The following is an 18,165-nucleotide window of genomic DNA, read 5'->3' as shown; positions in this document are numbered from 1 at the left end:
AGGTTAAATGTTAGAATAGTATCAATAATTAGTATAAAATTGAATGCGAAAAGGAAAATACTAATTCACACTTTCTAAAAGTTATTTTATCAACCAATGGAGCAGCCGTGAAATTGTTTTTCTGCTTTTGAGATAAACGCATCAATTGTTTAAAAGACATACTATCGTCAGAATGACTTCAAAAATTCGTAAAGCTGTTGATCTGCGATGCATTCGAATTTATTTTATTTCTGTTTTTTTTTAATTACAATTTTTTTTAAAACTAGAATAAAAAGCGAAAGGCTGCTTGTAATGAGCAGCCTTTCGTGTTATAAAAATTTTGCTAGCGCAAAATAAATCTCAAAATTAAAATTCCAAATCCCAATGTATAACTTTACTTTTAAAGTTTATAATTTGGAATTAAAAATATTGGAATTTTAACCCAGATGATAAATCTGAAAATTAAAATTCCAAATCCCAATTTACGACTTCATTCTTAAAGTTTGGAATTTGGAATTTGAATATTGGAATTTAATTTATAAGATAAATCCCGTCTTCTTTAATCTCAATCAGTTTTTCTTTGTATAAATTTCCGATTGCTTTTTTAAAGGATTTTTTACTCATTTTTAAGACAGTCTTAATGTCTTCTGGATGAGAATCATCATTTAAACGTAAAAAACCACGACTAGCTCTAAGCTCATCTAAAATTTTTTCTGCATTTGGTTCTATACTTTGAAATCCTTGCACCTGTAAAGCCACATCAATCTTATTGTCAGGACGGATATTCTTGATAAAACCGTTCATTCTGTCACCTGTTCTTATCGAATCGTCATAAACTTCATCTTTATACAAAAGACCTTTATGTTTTTCGTTGATAATTACATTGATTCCCATTTCGGTGATATGGGAAACAATTAGGTCTACTTCTTCTCCTTTTTCTACCGTCAATTTTTCATTACTCAAAAACTGATTGGTTTTGCTTGAAGCCACGAGACGATTGGTTTTCTCATCCATATAAAGATAAACCAGATAGCGTTTGCCTTTTTCCATTGGGCGAGCCTGTTCTTTAAAAGGAACCAAAATATCCTTTTCCATTCCCCAATCCATAAAAGCGCCGACGTTATTGATATAGTTTACACGTAAAAGAGCAAATTCATTCAAGAAAATATAGGGCTCTAATGTAGTCGCGACAGGACGCTGTTCATGATCAAGATAAACAAAAACGATTAATTCTTCACCAATTTCAAATTCGTTCGGAACATATTTATTTGGCAAAAGAACATCGTGTTTTCCTTCAGGGTCATTTTCAGGATCTCCCAAAAATAAGCCCACTTTAGTGTCACGTAATATGATAAGTGTATTGTATTTTCCTATTTCAAGCATTTTATTGAGTTTCTAAGTCTTAAACGACTGTATTTTTCAATTGCAAAGGTACGAAGTTTGAAAATGGTAATCGAAAAATGTTTTGCATATAAAACACTTTATAAGTTTTGCATTTTTTATTTAAATTTGAGAATCTCTAATTAATTACAAATTCATGAAAAAAATTATCCTGTATTCTGTCTTTGCATTTTTGTTTTTTGGACAAATCTGCGTTTCTCAGGTTTCTGAAGATCAGGAAATCAGAAAAATGATCAGCGAAATTAAAACTGAAAACCTCGAAGCAACCATACATAAATTAGTTTCTTTTGGAACGCGCCATACGTTGAGCGATACCAAAAGCAAAACCAAAGGAATCGGCGCAGTACAACAATGGGTTAAATCTGAATTTGAAAAATTTGCTTTAGAATCTAATGGAAGACTCACCGCTTCAATTGATTATTTTACTGTGAAGGCAGACGGAAAAAGAATTCCCGTAGACAGCCAACTCGGAAATGTAATGGCGACACTTAAGGGAACTGATCCGACAGACAATCGCGTTCTTATCATCAGCGGGCATCTTGACTCTAGAGTTTCTGATGTTATGAATGTGAAATCCAATGCTCCGGGAGCAAATGATGATGGATCTGGTGTCGCTGCTGTGATTGAACTCGCAAAAGTCATGAGTAAAAGATCTTTTCCTGCTACCATCATCTTTGTAGCTGTAACTGGTGAAGAACAAGGTTTGTATGGAGCTCGTCATCTAGCAGAAACTGCAAAGGCTGCCAATTGGAATATTATCGGAATGCTTAATAATGATATGATTGGCAATAGTTTATCAAGCGGAACTAATTTGAGAGACAACACCCAAGTGCGTGTTTTTAGCGAAACGATTCCGTTTTTAGAGACTGAGGATGAAGCAAAAATGCGAAAAGCAACCAGCCGTGAAAATGATAGTCCTTCTAGATTATTGGCAAGATATATTAAAACAGTTACAGAACAATACGTTGATCAGCTTAGTGTAAAATTAGTTTATAGAAATGATCGTTATCTTCGTGGTGGCGACCACACGCCTTTTTGTCAAAATGGCTTTACGGCAGTGCGTTTGTGTGAAATGAACGAGAATTTTGATCATCAGCATCAGGATTTGCGAACTGAGAATAACATTAAATATGGTGATCTTCCTGAATTTATGGATTTTGAATATCTTAGAAAAAATGCCTGCGCCAATTTAGCGGTTTTAGCCAATTTAGCTTGGTCTCCAAAAGCCCCTGTAAATGTGGGAATTGAGGTGAAAAAACTTTCAAACTCTTCTACGCTGATTTGGTCAGCTCCTGAAGGAAAAGCGCAATATGGGTATCAGATATTAATCAGAGAAACAGCTTCTTCTCATTGGGAAAAAACATTATTTACTAAAGAAACCCAAATTGAAATCCCATATTCAAAAGACAATTATTTCTTTGCAATACAAGCTGTAGACGCTTTGGGCCATTCAAGTATTCCTGTTTTTCCGATTCCAATTCGTTAAAACCAGATAAAAAAAGCGCCGTAAGTAATTACGGCGCTTAATTTTTTGGATCTAGTCAAAAATGCTTTCTTTTTTGAAGTGTAATGTCAAAAGATAATAAAATACGGCTCTGTATTTATTTCTATTTGATTTACCATATTTCTCTACTACCTCGTCGATTGCGCTGTCTAGCTCTGGACCATCTTTTAAACCTAATTTTTTGATTAAAAAACTGTTTTTCACAGTATCCAGCTCCGACTTTTGCGAAGATGCAACTATAGAAGCGTCAGCATTATAAATTGACGGTCCGCAGGCAATTGTAATTTTTGTCAACAGATCAATATCTGCGGTTATATTACATTTTTCTTTTAAATCGTTTTCATACTTTTTAATTAATTCTTCTCTTGTGCTCATAAATTATATTTTAATTGGTTAAATTATATCCTATCAAAAGTAAAATTAAGCTTACAATTAAACAAAATAATTAACAAATATTAACCTACTTAAAATTAAATTAATTCTTTGAAATACTGTTTTAAAACTTTGTCATTTTCCGCAGTTGGCGTAAAAACTTCTAGAATAGAAGGAAACTCGTTCTGGCTGTACATCTCTTTTAGATTTTCATCTAATGCTTTTTCATCAAAAGCTTTATAATAATTAAAATGATACATCTTTGCCAAATGTTCGGCTGTTAATTGATGCGAAGTTTCAAAATAAGTATTAAAAACAGGTTTTTCTTCATGCCCAGGAAGTATCCTGAAAATTCCTCCTCCTCCATTATTAATCAAAATAATTTTGAAATTTTTCGGGATATAAGAATTCCACAAAGCATTGCTATCATATAAAAAGCTTATATCACCAGTTATAAAAATAGTTTGTTTCTTATTTCCAACTGCGGCACCAATCGCTGTAGACGTACTTCCATCAATACCACTTGTGCCTCTATTGCAGAAAACTTCTATCGATTCGTCAATTTCAATTAATTGTGCATAACGAATAGCTGAGCTGTTGCTGATTTGCAACTGGCAGTTTTTAGGAAGTGATGCTATGACTTTTTCAAAAACTTTAAAATCTGAAAATTCAATCTTGCTAAGATAATTTTGTTTTTTAATTTTTCGATCGCTGTAAACGTCATCAATACTTTTAAAGTAATTACTTTCTGTTTTGATTGTTTTTGAAAACAAATCAGAAAAAAAGTCATTTGGCTGCATGATCACATGTTTGGTCAAGGCGCCAAAAGTATCGTAGGCACGAAGCGTGTCAATATGCCAATGATGGCTTGGTTTGTATTTTCGAAGAAAACCTTTAATTCTTTTTGATACTACCATACCACCAAAAGTGATTAAAACTTCGGGATTAAAATCTTTAAAATCAGCATCATCAAATGGTGTAATTAAAGTATCGATACTATTGATAAAACTTGGATCGTGAAGGTTTGAAGTCGTTTCTGTCAATACAACAACAGACGGATCTTGAGCTAAATTATCAATTATGTTTTGATCTAAAATGCCATATTCATTCACACCGACTAAAACTAATTTTCTTTTTGCAGTGTTCCAAACCGAAACAAACTCTTCAATGTTTTCAATAGTTTTAGCAAAAACTTCCTGTTCAGGTTTAGTAATTACAGGAGAAACCGAAAGCCCAGAAACAGTTTCGTACAATGGCTCTTCAAAAGGTGCATTAATATGTACAGGTCCTTTTAGCTTAATGGCTTCTTCGATTGCTTTATTTATTTTCAAATCATTTTCTTCTGAAGACTCTTCGGTTAAATTAGCATTAAAAACTGAATGATTCAAAAAAACATTCTGTTGGCGAATCGTCTGTCCGTCGCCAATATCAATCTTGTTCTGAGGTCTGTCTGCAGAAATAACAATTAACGGAATCTGGCTGTAAAAAGCTTCCGCAAGAGCGGGATAATAATTAAGAAGTGCAGAACCCGAAGTGCAAATAATGGCTGTCGGTTCTTTGGTCTGTTGTGCGATACCCAAAGCAAAAAAAGCAGCACATCTTTCGTCGGCAATGCTGTAACATTTAAAATTCGGATTTTGCGCAAAACCAATCGTTAAGGGTGCATTTCTTGATCCTGGAGAAATGATAATATTAGAAATGCCTTTGGCTGATAAAATTTCAATAATGCTTTGTGCAAGCGGTATTTTGGGGTAAATCATTCTAATCAAGTATTATTTTTAAAAGATATTCTGCAAAGAAATACCTCTTTTTTCTTCTTACAAAGTTACAAACTTCGCAGTTGATTTAACTTATAAATAGGATTTTATTGGAGGTCTTTATCGAAAAAGGGAATATATTTGTAAAATCGAATCTATTCAACATTTTTTATGCGTTTTTTTTCTCTGCTTTTCCTTTTTATTTCACTTCACACAGTTTATTCTCAAAATCAGCTTTTGTCAAATGATATTCCGTACAAAACTGCTTTAGACAATTCAAAAACTCAGGGGAAACCGGTTTTTGTAATGCTTTATGCCGATTGGTGTCCGCATTGCAATATGATGAAAAGCGAGGTTTTAAGCGATCCGGCAGTAATTGATTTTCTTTTTAAGAATTACATTTGTACTTTTAAAAATATAGAAAAAGAAGAAGGGATTTCATTAAAGAATAAATTCAATACCAAGTCGTTGCCCACTTTTTTAATTCTTGATGATAAGGAAACGTTATTGTACATTTTAAAAGGAGAATTTAAAAAAGCGGAGTTTCTGAACGAAATAAAATATGCCTTAAACCCAAAATTGCAACTTCCAGTTTTAGAAAAAGATTTTCTTGCTGATCCATCTAATTCTGATAAATACTTTACTTATCTGAACGCATTAAAAAAAGGAAAAGACAGAACGGAATTATCTGTTCCGACACATATTTATCTCGCTACTCAATCTGATTCACAATTAATCAGCGAAACCAATTGGCGTGTAATTGCAAATGGAGTTACTGATATTAAATCGAAGGAATTTCAGTTTGTTTTAAATCATCAGAAAGAATTTGCGGCCGTGGCTTCTCAAAGCAGAGTAGATAGGAAAATTGAAAGTATCGTAAACGAACTTCTTCGTCCATTGGTTGATAATTTGGATACACTAAACTATTACAAACAAAGAGAAATTGCCAAATCAATTCGATTGCAAAAAACAGATTCCCTAGTTTTTAAATACGACTTAACTTTGGCCGAAAGAACCGAAAAGTGGGATTTTTACAAAAAAACGACTCTTGAAAACACTGAAAAACTAGTCTGGAATGATCCTAGTTCTCTAAAAGACATTGGGCAGACCTATTTTAAGCATATTAAAGATACCGAAAGTCTAAAAAAGGCGATTTTTTGGGTAAACCATTCTTTGGAATTAAATGATTCGTATGATGGAAATCTGCTTCAAGCAAAACTTTACAACAAAATAAAAGATAAAAAGAAAGCTTTAGAATATGCCAAAAATGCCAAGGCCATTGCAAACGAAATGGGCTGGAATTCTAAAGAAGCTGATACTTTATTAGCAGAACTAAATAGAAAATAATAAAATTTAATGAGCATCATTTTACGACCAGCAACCGAAAACGATTTACAGAAAATACTCGAAATTGTAAATCATTCTATTCTGCATACGACAGCTAATTACAGTTACGAAATTCAGACAATTGAAGTTCAGAAAAAATGGTTTGAAGACAAACAAACCAAAAATCTTCCCGTGATAGTCGCTGATATGAACGGCGAAGTGGTCGGATTTGGAAGTTATGGTCAGTTTCGGGAAAAAATTGGATACCAATACACTGTTGAACATTCTGTTTACGTAGTTGATAATATTATTGGAAAAGGAATTGGGTCTAAACTATTAATAGAATTAATTCGTCTAGCAAAGGAACAAGGATATCATGTCATGATTGGAGCAATTGATGCTGATAATGCAGGAAGTATTGCCTTTCATGAAAGATTTGGTTTCGTAGCTACAGGAACAATTCGTGAAGTTGGATACAAATTTGACCATTGGCTAGATTTGGTATTCATGCAGCTGATTTTGGCTTAACCGCTAAGTACGCAAGGAGCTTAGCAAAGTTCGCAAAGTATTTTAAAACTCTGTCTCTTTGTTACTTTGTACCCTTGCAACTTGAAAAAAAAACTCAAATTTGGAAAATTCAAATTTGAGTTTTTTTGTTGCTTTAACTTTTTATCCAGTTAATGATTTCAGGATCCGTTGGCAAAGTTCTTGGTTTAATCACTTTTACTAACTCCCCTTTTTCATTAATTAAGTATTTTTGAAAATTCCATTCTACTTCAGAATCTTGTAAACCATTTTTAGATTTCTGTGTTAAGAATTTATATACTTCACACATATCATTCCCTTTAACTGAAACTTTGTTCATCATAGGAAAAGTTACTCCGTAGTTTTGTTGGCAGAAGCTTTCAATTTCTTTTGCTGTTCCAGGCTCTTGAGAAGCAAAATTGTTTGCCGGAAAACCTATAATTACAAAACCTTTATCTTTATATTCTTTATAAATAGCTTCTAAATCTTTGTATTGTGGAGTTAAACCACATTTTGAAGCGGTATTTACAATCATAACTTTTTTGCCTTTCAGAGACGCAAAGTCAAAAGTGTCTCCCGATAAATCTTCTACTTTAAATTGATAAATATTTTCTTTTGCCATAATTTCTTTTTTAGGTTTATGACTCGTTTGAGCCTGAACTTGCGAGGCCATCATAAATAATGCACTGCAAACTAAAATTGCTATATTTTTCATCGTATAATTTTTTATAAAATTAACTAAAATACATTTCACAAAAACTTAAATTTTATTAATCAAAAGTTAAATAAAAAAATGAAGCCTAACGTTAATCAGACGTTAGGCTTCCCCCCATACAAACAAATCAAACCATGAATTAATTATTATGCAATATTTTTAATAAAAGGAATCCGAAACACAATCTAATTTGGATACTCCTTTTATGTATTTTTAAAATTATAGTTGATGTCTCGGTTATTTTGAAATTTTCTTAACCTTTTAAGAGCTGACTTTCAAAATATTTCTCAATGGCGTTTATATGTATTCAATCGTAACTAATTCTGTCGGCGTATAAATGGCTAGTAAATAAATTTCGGTTTGGAAGTCCGAGAGCATCAACTATTAATTTTTATGGCTTCAATATTTAAAGAACTCTTTCTTAAACTTACAATCTGAATAAAATCGAAACAAAATCGGAATGAAAAATCATGAGGCTTAAAACTCCAGTCAGGCCGACTATCAATATTTTAATAAGACCTAAATTCTTCATTACATTTGTTTTTAAAAATTTTGATTCTCTGTCTATTTGCAAATTTTCAAAATTGTTTTTTTACTAATTCTCTTATAAAACTATGTACGTAAATGGATTAATTTTGGTTTTGAAAAAATGAAAAAAAAATAAACTTTTTTTTGAATAGCTTATTTTACTGGGGTTTTCAGTCATAAAAAAAATAAAAATTTCCAAAAAAAATAATATATCTTTATAACAGGTTACTAAATAACGTCTAATATTTTTTGTCTAAACCTTAAATTCCACAACCTATGAGTCAAGAAGAACTGTTAGTTTTAATTTACAAAAAAGACGAAAAAGCTTTTACACATTTGTACGATATGTACTCTAAAAGTTTATTTTCTGTCATTAATGTACTAATTAAAAATCGAGAAGAAGCCGAAGATGTTTTACAGGATGTCTTTGTAAAAATCTGGAAAAACATCGATACTTATAATGAAAGCAAAGGAAGGTTTTATACGTGGATCCTAAATATTGCTAGAAATACTTCCATCGATAAGCTTCGATCTAAAAATTTTAGTAACAGTCAAAAAAACCTTTCCACAGATAATTTCGTAAATCTGTTAGATGAAAGCAATAAATTGTCCAATAAACTTGATGCTATAGGAATTCAGGAATTTGTAAAGAAACTAAAACCTAAATGTATCGAAATTATCAATTTATTGTTTTTTAAAGGATATACACAGCAGGAAGCGTCTGAAGAACTGGCGGTGCCTCTGGGAACTATCAAAACACAAAACAGAAACTGTATTAACGATTTAAGAAATTATTTGAAAGTATAATGGAAGCACAAGAATATATAGAATCAGGAATTCTCGAACTGTACGTGTACGGTTTGCTGAGTGAGAAAGAGAATATCGAAATTACGGAGCTGGCAAAAAACAACGCCGACGTAAACCAGGAAATCATTTCGATTGAAAAAGCCATTATCGCTTTGTCCTCAAGTTTTGCTCCATTTCATTCTGTAGCTAATTTTGAGAAAATCAAAGCTCGTTTGGAACTGAAACACGGAAAAGTCGTAGAGATGAAACCTACCTCAAACTGGTCGCAGTATGTGGGTTGGGCAGCATCGGTAGTTTTACTTCTGGGCTTAGGATATCAAACTTTGCAACTGACTAAAACTAAAGATGCTATTTCTACTGTTGGCAATGAGAAAAATAAAATCGAACGTAATTATGCATATTTAGGACAGCAGAACAAGGAAATGCAAAAAAGCTTAAATATTGTAAGAGATATTAAAAACACAGGTGTAACTCTTGGAGGACAGACAGTTTCTCCAACTTCTTATGCAAAAGTGTATTGGAATAAAGAAACCAAAACAACTTATATTGACGCTAAAGGTTTGCCAGCACCTCCGAAAGGAATGGTTTATCAGGTTTGGTCTTTAAAACTAAGCCCGGTTCTTACACCAACAAGCATTGGTTTGCTGGATAACTTTGAAGGAAATTCACAAAAAATCTTTGCTGTTAGCCAAACCGATTCGGCAGAAGCTTTTGGAATTACACTTGAACCGGCTGGTGGAAGTCCGACCCCAACAATGGAACAACTTTATACTTTAGGAAAAGTTTAAAATTTGATTTCTCATAAAACTTAAAAGGAGCTGTTTTTAAATAGCTCTTTTTTTATGCTTCGGAGAAACAAAATATTTATAGAATAAGTATTTGACCCCGCTGGGGCCTTTATAGATTAAAATTTTTTAATGATTGGTTCAGTGTAAAAGGTGTTGTTTCAAACAAATTTCATTAAAATACAAAAGAAGCCCAGTGTAACACTGGGCTTCTTTTGTATAAATCAATGATTATTAATAATCTATTTTTTTACTTTTTTGGTTTTATAGTATTTTCTATATTTTGGATAAGTAACCGCTCCTATTATAGAAATTGTAATCAAACAATAATAAATCCAGCTTAATGAATGCGCTTCTCCGCTAGCATAAGAGTGTAAACCTACCAAGTGGAAGTTTACTCCATAATAGGTAAACAAGATTGAAACAAAAGCATACATACTCATTAAATTGAAGAACCATTTTCCTCTTAAAGCAGGAACAAAACGAGCGTGAATCACAAAAGCATATATCATAATAGAGATTAAAGCCCAAGTTTCTTTTGGATCCCATCCCCAGTAACGTCCCCAACTTTCGTTTGCCCATTGTCCGCCAAGGAAGTTTCCAATCGTAAGCATGATTAAACCAATGGTTAAAGACATTTCATTGATATAAGTGATCTCTTTAATGTTTAGTTCCATTTTGGCTTTGTTTTTCTCGGTTGTACACAAAATCAATAATAATGATACAAAACCTAAAATCATTCCTAATGCAGTCGGACCATAACTACCTACAATAACTGCAACGTGAATCATTAACCAATAGGAATTAAGAACCGGCTGTAAGTTTGCAATTTCAGGATCAATCCAGTTCAAATATGCAGCCATTAAAATCATTGCGGTAACGAAAGCAGACGAAGCAACTGTTAATTTCGATTTTCTATCAAAAGCCAATCCGAAGAACATAGTTGACCAAGAAACATATACAATAGATTCGTAAGCATTACTCCAAGGCGCGTGACCAGAAATATACCAGCGTGCTATTAACCCTAATGTATGGAGCACAAATAACAATCCAATTATAATATGGAATCCGTTTATTGTAATGCGAAGCCATTTTTTCTCAAAGAAAATATTGACAATAATAAAAATGAACATAAAACTTGCTGCTGTAATGTACCAATATGTCAATTTCTGAAAAACGTCGTATTTATTATAGGCAATCTCAGCATCTATTTTTTGTTCGCTTGGCATTACTTTGGCTCCAAATTTCTTTTGAAAACCATGAATGCTTTCAACTAAATTATCAGCATCATCAAAATTTCTCGCAATCGAACCGTTGTTTAATGCACTAAAGTACAAATGCAGAACCTTGTTTACATAAACGGAATCCATTCCTTTAAAACCTGCATCTTGTCGTTCTAGATAAGACACCCATTTATGATTTGGATCATTCGGAACTGGGAAAATCTTCAAAATACTTCCGCTTAAAGCAGACTCCATTAAGTTTACTTTTTTATCTGTTTCGATATAATCTTTCTCAAACTGATTTGGATTTGCAGCTTTGTAAGCAGCGTCTAAATAAGGTGATAATTTATAATTTCCTTGTTCGTCAAAGAATTTTACAAATGGAGCATATTTATCTTTTGAATCAATACCAATAATTTTTCGGATACTGTCATTTCCAGATTTAATATAAATTAAAGGAACCTGCATCCAAACCTGCGTATATTGCGTCATAGATAAGAATACTTGATCAGAATTCATTTCATTATATTTATCACTGTGACTTACTTTACGAAGCAATTCAGATGAAAACGTATTGATTGGTTTCATTCTTCCTCCAGCATCTTGAATAATCAAGCGACCAAATTTTGCCGCATGTGCTTCTGGAGCTTTATAGATACTCAATAATGAATCTAATTGTTTCTTGCTTGGCGGCGCAGTAACATGATTGGCATGGTCGTTAGGGTCTGCTGTATGTGCATGATCGTGATCGTGTGAGTGAACATGTGGATTCTGTTGTGCAAAACCGCTTAAGCTCAACATTAAAACTAAAATCGTAATCAGTTTTTCTTTTTTCTTTTTAACAGCTTCCAGCTTACGTTTCAAATCGCCAAAACGAGAATGTTTTGTAAACATAATTGCCATAAGTCCAAGATAAAGCATGAAATATCCAAAATAGGTAATGTTAGTCCCCCAGAAATCGTGGTTTACAGATAGAACAGTTCCTTTTTCGTCTGGATCAAATGAAGACTGGAAAAAACGATATCCTTTATAATCTAAAACGTTATTCATAAAAATATCGGCATCAAAAGTTTCTGTAGAATCCTGAACGGTTACTTTACTTTTAAAAGCAGAATAACTTTTCTCTGTTCCAGGATATTTATCAGCAATAAAGTCGTTTAAACGCACTTTAAAAGGCAGAACATACGCTTTGCTCCCGTAGAATAAAGAATATTCAATTTTACCAATTTTTACTGTTTTCGGTTCTCCAACCTGACCTTTAGAACCAAAAAGCATTACTTCTTTTTCCTGTCCTTCAGCTTTTACCTTAACAACTAAAGCGTCTGTATGCGATTTAGCTTTGTAATCATTATTAGATTCGTATTCTACTTTTCCTTTCATTGCAGGGTCAGGAAATACAATTCTGATGTCTCCAATGCTGTATAAAGAACGCATCATTAAAGGCTGAACATTGTCTTTTGTAACTTTACCTTTCAGCTGATCCGCCATTCTCATAAATTCTCCTTCAAAAGGAGTCTGAATTGTATACGCTTCACCAGTTGTATTAATATTAATTGCCCCGTCTGTCGGTTTATTTAAAGCAAATAAAACATTGTGGATATTCTGAACTTCGCCTTCTTTTAAGTAATGTTCTTCACGTCCGCCAGCTCCTGCTTCGACTAGTTTAAGGTATAAAATTCCGTTTGGATCTTCTTTAACCACTTCCTTCGCTCCCATGATATATTTATCATAAGAAACTTCAAAAGGAGTTTCGTCAAATTTTCCAGAAATACTGAAATCATTATTGGTTGCTGGAGATAACAAAAGGCTTTTTTCAAAAACTCTTCGTTTCATTTCTCCCTTATATTCGCCATCAGCAAAAATGGTTATAAAAGTTTTGTCCGAGTAAACTTGATTTTCTGCTGCTCCTTCGCGAATCGGCATCATTCCTTCATAACTAATATAACGTGTAATAAAAGCTCCTAAAATGATAAAAATAAAGGCTAAGTGAAGTAATAAAGTTGCCCATTTTTCTTTTTTAAGTAATTGGTAACGCTTGATGTTTCCGAAGAAGTTGATTACGAAAATCACCATGATTGCCTCAAACCACCAAGTATTGTAAATTAGGATTCGGGCCGTATCGGTATTGTACTTGCTTTCTATAAAAGTTCCGATACCCATCGCTAATGCGAATGTTAAAAAAAGAACGGCCATTAATCTTGTAGAAAACAAAAAAGAGAATATTTTTTTATCCATTTCTTAGGAATTACATTGTATAAAAGTGGCACAAAAGTACTTAAAAATGTTGAGTTCCAATATTTGAGTTTTGTTAATAAAAACTAAAAAATGTGAACCAATTTTAAACAAATTCGCATTATCATAAGTTTAATTTTACAAAATAAACCAGTTGTAGTCTATCATTTTTAATAATTATGCAAAAACAGACATCGATGCTTGAAATATTAGAATTTTTTGCGCAAATTTTGAAATTGAAAGAGATTCAATTGAACGTACTTTGATCTTTTGGCAAAACTTTGATCGGCCAAATTTTCTTTATAAAAAATAATAGTAATTTTGCGAACATGATTCAGATAACAATAATAGGTTCCGGCAACGTTGCCCAGCATTTAATCAAAGCCTTTAGTGCGAGTAAATTTGTTGAGATAAAACAAGTTTATGCTAGAAAGAAAGAGGCTTTAGTGCATTTGATTGATTCTGAAAAAATCATCACAGACTTAAATGAATTGCAAACAGCTGATTTGCATATTATTTCAGTTTCAGACAATGCGATAAGCGAAGTTTCGTCTTTGTTTCCATTTAATAATCAGCTTGTTGTGCATACTTCTGGCACTTCATCGATGGCACTTTTAGACCATAAAAACAGACGTGGCGTTTTTTACCCGCTTCAGACATTTTCAAAAAGCAAAGAAGTCGATTTCACCATTATCCCATTCTGTCTAGAAGCAGAAAACACAGCAGATTACAAGCTGCTTGAAACCGTTGCAAAAAGTATTTCGACAGTTGTCTATTCAATCAACTCCGAACAACGCAAGGCGCTACATGTGGCAGCTGTTTTTGTAAATAATTTTACGAATCACCTTTACCAAATCGGTCAGGAAATCTGCGAAGAAAACCAGATTCCGTTCGAAATTCTGAAACCTTTGATTCTCGAAACTTCAGACAAAATAAAAACACTCAGTCCGGCTGAAGCTCAGACTGGCCCAGCTAAACGCTTTGATTCGAATACGATAGATGCGCATTTGGCTTTTATACAAAATGAAAATCAAAAAAATATCTATAAAATCCTAACACAATCTATACAGCAGAATGGCAAAAAGTTATAAAGAAATAATGAATGACATCAATACCTTTGTTTTTGATGTAGACGGCGTACTTACAGACAGTTCGGTTTTTGTTACCAACGAAGGAGAAATGCTTCGCACAATGAATATCCGTGACGGATATGCAATAAAAGCGGCTATCGAAAGCGGTTTTCATGTTTGTGTTATTTCTGGTGGCAGCAACGAAGGTGTGCGAATTCGTCTTAGCAATCTCGGTATGACCGACATTCATCTCGGAACTCCAGACAAAGTAAAAACCTTTAAAGAGTACACTGATCTTTATAAAATTAGTCCTGAAAATGTTTTGTACATGGGCGACGACATTCCTGATTTTCATGTAATGAAATTAGTTGGGCTTCCTACCTGCCCTCAGGATGCGAGTCCGGAAATCAAAAATATATCTCGTTACATTTCTCATGTAAAAGGCGGACGTGGAGCTGTTAGAGATGTAATCGAACAAGTTATGAAAGTACAAGGAAAATGGATGGAATATTTTAACGGAAAACATGATTAAATTATTTTAGATTGTTGATTTTAGATTCCTGATTAATTACCGCAATTAGCTTTGTCAAAGTTCTAAACTTTGACAAAGCTTGAAAGCCAATTTAAAATCTTTGAACCTTTGTTCCTCAGAAACTTTGCAACTTAAAAGAAAATGAAATACCTCAAACTAATTCGTTATAAAAACCTACTCATGCTTGCTTTTATGCAGCTTATTTTTCATTATGCATTTCTGAAACAGCAGAATATCCCACTCGCATTGACAGACTGGCAGTATGCACTTTTGGTGCTGAGCACTGTCCTGATTGCCGCAGCGGGTTATGTCATCAATAACATTTATGATGTTGCTACGGATACTATAAATAAACCAAAAGATGTTGTAATCGGAAAAGGAATTTCTGAAACTGCCGCTTATAACATTTATATCGGACTAAATATAACCGGCGTCGCTATTGGTTTTATTTTGTCGAACATTATCATGAAACCGAGTTTTGCCTCGCTTTTCATATTAATCGCTTCATTGTTGTATTTTTATTCAACTACATTGAAGCAAATCATGATTTTGGGAAATTTTGTGGTTGCCGCGTTGCTTGCTGTCAGTGTTTTGATTATTGGTGTTTTTGATTTATTTCCTGTTACAACTGCAGAAAATCAGGCGCAAATGGCTAGTTATTTTTCAATTCTTACCGATTACGCATTATTCGCATTTATGATTAATTTTATTCGTGAAATTGTAAAAGATATAGAAGATGTAAATGGTGATTACAATCAGGGAATGAATACTTTACCGATTGCAATCGGAATTAACAGAACTGCAAAAATCGCTTTAGGACTTGCTGTAATTCCGTTTGTTTTGTTGGCGCTGTACATCAATACTTATTTCTTTCAGAACAAGCTTTTTATTACAACAATCTATGCTTTCGCATTAATTTTGGCACCATTGCTTTATTTTATTATGAAAATCTTTACTGCAAAATCACAAAAAGATTTTAATCATTTAAGTACTGTCTTAAAACTTATTCTGTTCTTCGGAATTTTATCTATTCTAATTATCGCTTTAAATCATAAAATAAATGCTTAGAGAAAAATTAAAAAAATATAGAATCATACTGGCTTCAGGCTCACCAAGAAGGCAGCAGTTTTTTAAGGATTTAGATCTTGATTTCGAAATTCGTTTAAAAGATGTCGAAGAAGTTTATCCGCCTGAATTAAAAGCAGTAGAAATAACTGATTATCTAGCCGAACTTAAAGCAAATGCATTTGATGGCGAGTTGGCAGAAAATGAGATCCTGGTCACCAGCGATACGATTGTATGGCATCAGAACAAAGCTCTTGGAAAACCCAAAAACCAAGAAGAAGCTTTTGAAATGATTAAATCAATGTCAAATGCCACACATGAAGTATTTACATCTGTCTGCTTTAAAACCCGCTCTTCTTCTACCCTTATAAATGACGTTACTAAAGTTACCTTTAATGATTTGTCTGATGAGTCTATATGGTATTATATAGAAAAATACCAACCATATGATAAAGCTGGTGCTTACGGCATACAGGAATGGTTTGGTTTTATGGCAGTTACAAAAGTAGAAGGCTCTTATACCAATGTTATGGGACTTCCGACAGCTAAAGTTTACAATTATTTGAGTACTTTAGTGTAAATTTTATTTATTATGTTTTCTATTAAAGAGTACACTCGTGAAATATTAGCCTCCATCATTCTTATTGCAATATTAGTTGTACTCCGAATGGTTATTGCAAAGCTAGTACGACGTTTTGCCGCTTCAAGTCAATTATTTGAACATCGCACCAACCTTATAATCAAATACATAAACATTCTAATGAATGTTTTGGTTGTTACCACATTGATTGTAATCTGGGGTGTAGAAACTAAGGATATTTTTATAACCATTTCGTCTATTGCGACTGTAATTGGAGTCGCTATGTTTGCACAATGGTCTATTTTAAGCAATGTTACGTCTGGAATGATTTTATTCTTCTCTTTTCCATTTAGGATTGGTGATACTATAAAAATTCACGATAAAGATTTTCCGATTGAAGCAGAAATTGAAGATATCAATACATTTCATGTCAGTTTGAGAACAAAAGAAGGTGAAAGAATTATTTTTCCAAACAACCTTTTACTGCAAAAAGGAATTTCTATAGTTCCGACACATTACGAAGACAAAGAGTTTTTTGATTAAACTTAATGGGAATTTTATAAAGTACTGAAGAAAAGCTAAAACAGAATTACAGAAATATAGTGTAATATTTGTTTTACAGTTTACACAAATTCTCAGTACTATGATTAGAACAATACAATTGCCTTTTTACGCAAAACTCTGCTTTATTCTTGTAAGTTTAATTTCTTTTGGATTTATATTTTGTTTAGGCAAAGATATAATCACACCTGTGTTAATGGCATTTTTATTTGCTGTTTTACTGCTTCCGATTTTTACTCTTTTAAATGGAAAACTCAAGATTTCGCGTCATGTAGCCGCTGCCTGTTGCGTCTTGCTTTTTGCCGCATTTATAGTCGGAATTTTAGTTTTTATCTCTTACCAAGTAAAAGATATTGCCAACGATTTTGATACTATAAAGAAGAATATCAATACTTTTATTGTCGAGATTCATAAATTCGTAAAAGAAAATTTTCATGTAAGCATTGGTGAACAAAAAAAGTATCTCGATACTGTTACCAAAGATTCTGTTAAAAACAGTAATGCTTCTATAGGTTCCGCAATTGTTTCCATTTCGGATTTGCTTCTAGATTTTACTATTATTCCTATTTATACCTTTTTATTCCTTATTTATAAAGATCATTTTATTCTTTTTTTAGCCAAACTGGTTCATAAAGAAGACCATGTTAGGCTTAAGGATATATTGTCTCAAATAAAAGTTTCGATAAACAATTATATCGTGAGCCTCATTTTTGAGATGATTGTTGTTTCTGTTCTTACAGGTCTCGGACTTTATATTGTTGGCGTTAAATATTTCATTTTACTGGGACTGATAACCGGAATCCTCAATCTGATTCCGTATATCGGAATAGCAATTGCCGGACTCATTACGCTGTTTGCTTCACTATCTGGAACTGGAGAAACATCAATTATACTTAGTATTTTGATAGTAAATGTAATTGTACAGCTAATAGATAACAATTTACTCGTACCTTTAATAATCAATTCAAAAGTAGAAATCAATGCTTTTGTATCCATTATCGGAATTATCGTTGGAGGTTCTGCAGCAGGTATTTCGGGAATGTTTCTGGCTATCCCCCTTTTGGCCATATTGAAAATTATTTTTGAAAGAATTGAATCGCTCGAACCATGGGGCTATCTAATGGGAAATCATGTACCTCGGAAATTTACTTGGAGAATAAGACGTGCAAAAGCATAGCTTAAAGACTAAACTTAAATTAAGAG

16 protein-coding genes are annotated in these 18,165 nt (G+C 32.9%); 11 read left to right on the top strand and 5 right to left on the bottom strand.

Going from position 1 to position 18,165, the window contains the following annotated elements; all coding sequences use genetic code 11:
• Positions 1 to 510: 510 nt before the first annotated feature.
• Positions 511 to 1,362, bottom strand: coding sequence for a CvfB family protein (locus ACFFLS_RS19820; protein ID WP_379686871.1), 852 nt, complete (start codon positions 1,360 to 1,362; stop codon positions 511 to 513).
• A 154-nt stretch (positions 1,363 to 1,516) separates the two neighbouring features.
• On the opposite strand from ACFFLS_RS19820, the gene ACFFLS_RS19815 reads away from it, so the two are divergent.
• Complete coding sequence (locus ACFFLS_RS19815) at positions 1,517 to 2,866, top strand: M20/M25/M40 family metallo-hydrolase (RefSeq protein WP_379686869.1); 1,350 nt, start codon at positions 1,517 to 1,519, stop codon at positions 2,864 to 2,866.
• A 51-nt stretch (positions 2,867 to 2,917) separates the two neighbouring features.
• Here ACFFLS_RS19815 and ACFFLS_RS19810 read toward each other — a convergent pair whose 3' ends face one another.
• Together ACFFLS_RS19810 and menD are read right to left on the bottom strand one after the other, a co-directional pair.
• Positions 2,918 to 3,259: a DUF2853 family protein gene (locus tag ACFFLS_RS19810; RefSeq protein ID WP_379686867.1), complete on the bottom strand. Its 342-nt coding sequence runs from the start codon at positions 3,257 to 3,259 to the stop codon at positions 2,918 to 2,920.
• A gap of 95 nt (positions 3,260 to 3,354) precedes the next feature.
• On the bottom strand, positions 3,355 to 5,016 hold the full coding sequence (gene menD, locus ACFFLS_RS19805) for a 2-succinyl-5-enolpyruvyl-6-hydroxy-3-cyclohexene-1-carboxylic-acid synthase (protein WP_379689613.1): 1,662 nt from the start codon (positions 5,014 to 5,016) through the stop codon (positions 3,355 to 3,357).
• A gap of 168 nt (positions 5,017 to 5,184) precedes the next feature.
• Between menD and ACFFLS_RS19800 the strand changes: the two genes are divergently transcribed.
• Both ACFFLS_RS19800 and ACFFLS_RS19795 read left to right on the top strand, forming a co-directional pair.
• Positions 5,185 to 6,360 (top strand): thioredoxin family protein, encoded by a 1,176-nt coding sequence (locus tag ACFFLS_RS19800; RefSeq protein ID WP_379689612.1) that lies wholly within the window; start codon positions 5,185 to 5,187, stop codon positions 6,358 to 6,360.
• Between the two features lie 9 nt (positions 6,361 to 6,369).
• Positions 6,370 to 6,867 (top strand): GNAT family N-acetyltransferase, encoded by a 498-nt coding sequence (locus ACFFLS_RS19795; RefSeq protein WP_379689610.1) that lies wholly within the window; start codon positions 6,370 to 6,372, stop codon positions 6,865 to 6,867.
• Between the two features lie 133 nt (positions 6,868 to 7,000).
• On the opposite strand, the gene ACFFLS_RS19790 is transcribed toward ACFFLS_RS19795, so the two are convergent.
• A complete protein-coding gene (locus ACFFLS_RS19790) occupies positions 7,001 to 7,579 on the bottom strand; it encodes a glutathione peroxidase (protein WP_379689608.1) in 579 nt (192 codons plus the stop codon).
• Between the two features lie 804 nt (positions 7,580 to 8,383).
• Between ACFFLS_RS19790 and ACFFLS_RS19785 the strand changes: the two genes are divergently transcribed.
• Positions 8,384 to 8,914: an RNA polymerase sigma factor gene (locus tag ACFFLS_RS19785; protein WP_379689607.1), complete on the top strand. Its 531-nt coding sequence runs from the start codon at positions 8,384 to 8,386 to the stop codon at positions 8,912 to 8,914.
• Positions 8,914 to 9,702 carry an anti-sigma factor gene (locus ACFFLS_RS19780; RefSeq protein WP_379686862.1) on the top strand — a complete coding sequence of 263 codons (789 nt, stop codon included), beginning with the start codon at positions 8,914 to 8,916 and terminating at the stop codon, positions 9,700 to 9,702. Before ACFFLS_RS19785 ends, ACFFLS_RS19780 begins: the two co-directional genes overlap by 1 nt.
• Before the next feature lie 239 nt (positions 9,703 to 9,941).
• Here ACFFLS_RS19780 and ACFFLS_RS19775 read toward each other — a convergent pair whose 3' ends face one another.
• Positions 9,942 to 13,157: a cytochrome c biogenesis protein CcsA gene (locus ACFFLS_RS19775; protein ID WP_379686861.1), complete on the bottom strand. Its 3,216-nt coding sequence runs from the start codon at positions 13,155 to 13,157 to the stop codon at positions 9,942 to 9,944.
• A gap of 326 nt (positions 13,158 to 13,483) precedes the next feature.
• Between ACFFLS_RS19775 and ACFFLS_RS19770 the strand changes: the two genes are divergently transcribed.
• The 6 genes from ACFFLS_RS19770 (at position 13,484) to ACFFLS_RS19745 (ending at position 18,139) form a co-directional block, all read left to right on the top strand.
• Positions 13,484 to 14,245 carry a Rossmann-like and DUF2520 domain-containing protein gene (locus ACFFLS_RS19770; RefSeq protein ID WP_379686859.1) on the top strand — a complete coding sequence of 254 codons (762 nt, stop codon included), beginning with the start codon at positions 13,484 to 13,486 and terminating at the stop codon, positions 14,243 to 14,245.
• Positions 14,229 to 14,756, top strand: a complete 528-nt coding sequence (locus ACFFLS_RS19765; protein ID WP_379686858.1) for a KdsC family phosphatase — start codon at positions 14,229 to 14,231, stop codon at positions 14,754 to 14,756. Before ACFFLS_RS19770 ends, ACFFLS_RS19765 begins: the two co-directional genes overlap by 17 nt.
• A gap of 141 nt (positions 14,757 to 14,897) precedes the next feature.
• Entirely contained in the window at positions 14,898 to 15,824 is a 927-nt protein-coding gene (locus ACFFLS_RS19760; protein ID WP_379686857.1) for a geranylgeranylglycerol-phosphate geranylgeranyltransferase, read from the top strand.
• Positions 15,817 to 16,401 (top strand): Maf-like protein, encoded by a 585-nt coding sequence (locus ACFFLS_RS19755; protein WP_379686855.1) that lies wholly within the window; start codon positions 15,817 to 15,819, stop codon positions 16,399 to 16,401. Before ACFFLS_RS19760 ends, ACFFLS_RS19755 begins: the two co-directional genes overlap by 8 nt.
• Positions 16,402 to 16,413: 12 nt before the next feature.
• Entirely contained in the window at positions 16,414 to 16,944 is a 531-nt protein-coding gene (locus ACFFLS_RS19750) for a mechanosensitive ion channel domain-containing protein (RefSeq protein WP_379686854.1), read from the top strand.
• A 100-nt stretch (positions 16,945 to 17,044) separates the two neighbouring features.
• The gene (locus tag ACFFLS_RS19745) at positions 17,045 to 18,139 is read left to right on the top strand and encodes an AI-2E family transporter (RefSeq protein WP_379686852.1); all 1,095 of its coding nucleotides are present in this window, start codon (positions 17,045 to 17,047) and stop codon (positions 18,137 to 18,139) included.
• Positions 18,140 to 18,165: the final 26 nt, after the last annotated feature.

The sequence above is a fragment of the Flavobacterium procerum genome, assembly GCF_042431625.1.
Taxonomy (GTDB): domain Bacteria; phylum Bacteroidota; class Bacteroidia; order Flavobacteriales; family Flavobacteriaceae; genus Flavobacterium; species Flavobacterium procerum.
The sequence above is the reverse complement of the archived record's forward strand: the minus strand, read 5'-3'. Positions and strand labels throughout refer to the sequence as shown.

What these genes read in the sequence shown, in the direction of transcription:
- ACFFLS_RS19820 (WP_379686871.1), bottom strand. Translation starts at nt 1,362, where the DNA reads ATGCTTGAAATAGGAAAATACAATACACTTATCATATTACGTGACACT.
- ACFFLS_RS19815 (WP_379686869.1), top strand. Translation starts at nt 1,517, where the DNA reads ATGAAAAAAATTATCCTGTATTCTGTCTTTGCATTTTTGTTTTTTGGA.
- ACFFLS_RS19810 (WP_379686867.1), bottom strand. Translation starts at nt 3,259, where the DNA reads ATGAGCACAAGAGAAGAATTAATTAAAAAGTATGAAAACGATTTAAAA.
- menD (WP_379689613.1), bottom strand. Translation starts at nt 5,016, where the DNA reads ATGATTTACCCCAAAATACCGCTTGCACAAAGCATTATTGAAATTTTA.
- ACFFLS_RS19800 (WP_379689612.1), top strand. Translation starts at nt 5,185, where the DNA reads ATGCGTTTTTTTTCTCTGCTTTTCCTTTTTATTTCACTTCACACAGTT.
- ACFFLS_RS19795 (WP_379689610.1), top strand. Translation starts at nt 6,370, where the DNA reads ATGAGCATCATTTTACGACCAGCAACCGAAAACGATTTACAGAAAATA.
- ACFFLS_RS19790 (WP_379689608.1), bottom strand. Translation starts at nt 7,579, where the DNA reads ATGAAAAATATAGCAATTTTAGTTTGCAGTGCATTATTTATGATGGCC.
- ACFFLS_RS19785 (WP_379689607.1), top strand. Translation starts at nt 8,384, where the DNA reads ATGAGTCAAGAAGAACTGTTAGTTTTAATTTACAAAAAAGACGAAAAA.
- ACFFLS_RS19780 (WP_379686862.1), top strand. Translation starts at nt 8,914, where the DNA reads ATGGAAGCACAAGAATATATAGAATCAGGAATTCTCGAACTGTACGTG.
- ACFFLS_RS19775 (WP_379686861.1), bottom strand. Translation starts at nt 13,157, where the DNA reads ATGGATAAAAAAATATTCTCTTTTTTGTTTTCTACAAGATTAATGGCC.
- ACFFLS_RS19770 (WP_379686859.1), top strand. Translation starts at nt 13,484, where the DNA reads ATGATTCAGATAACAATAATAGGTTCCGGCAACGTTGCCCAGCATTTA.
- ACFFLS_RS19765 (WP_379686858.1), top strand. Translation starts at nt 14,229, where the DNA reads ATGGCAAAAAGTTATAAAGAAATAATGAATGACATCAATACCTTTGTT.
- ACFFLS_RS19760 (WP_379686857.1), top strand. Translation starts at nt 14,898, where the DNA reads ATGAAATACCTCAAACTAATTCGTTATAAAAACCTACTCATGCTTGCT.
- ACFFLS_RS19755 (WP_379686855.1), top strand. Translation starts at nt 15,817, where the DNA reads ATGCTTAGAGAAAAATTAAAAAAATATAGAATCATACTGGCTTCAGGC.
- ACFFLS_RS19750 (WP_379686854.1), top strand. Translation starts at nt 16,414, where the DNA reads ATGTTTTCTATTAAAGAGTACACTCGTGAAATATTAGCCTCCATCATT.
- ACFFLS_RS19745 (WP_379686852.1), top strand. Translation starts at nt 17,045, where the DNA reads ATGATTAGAACAATACAATTGCCTTTTTACGCAAAACTCTGCTTTATT.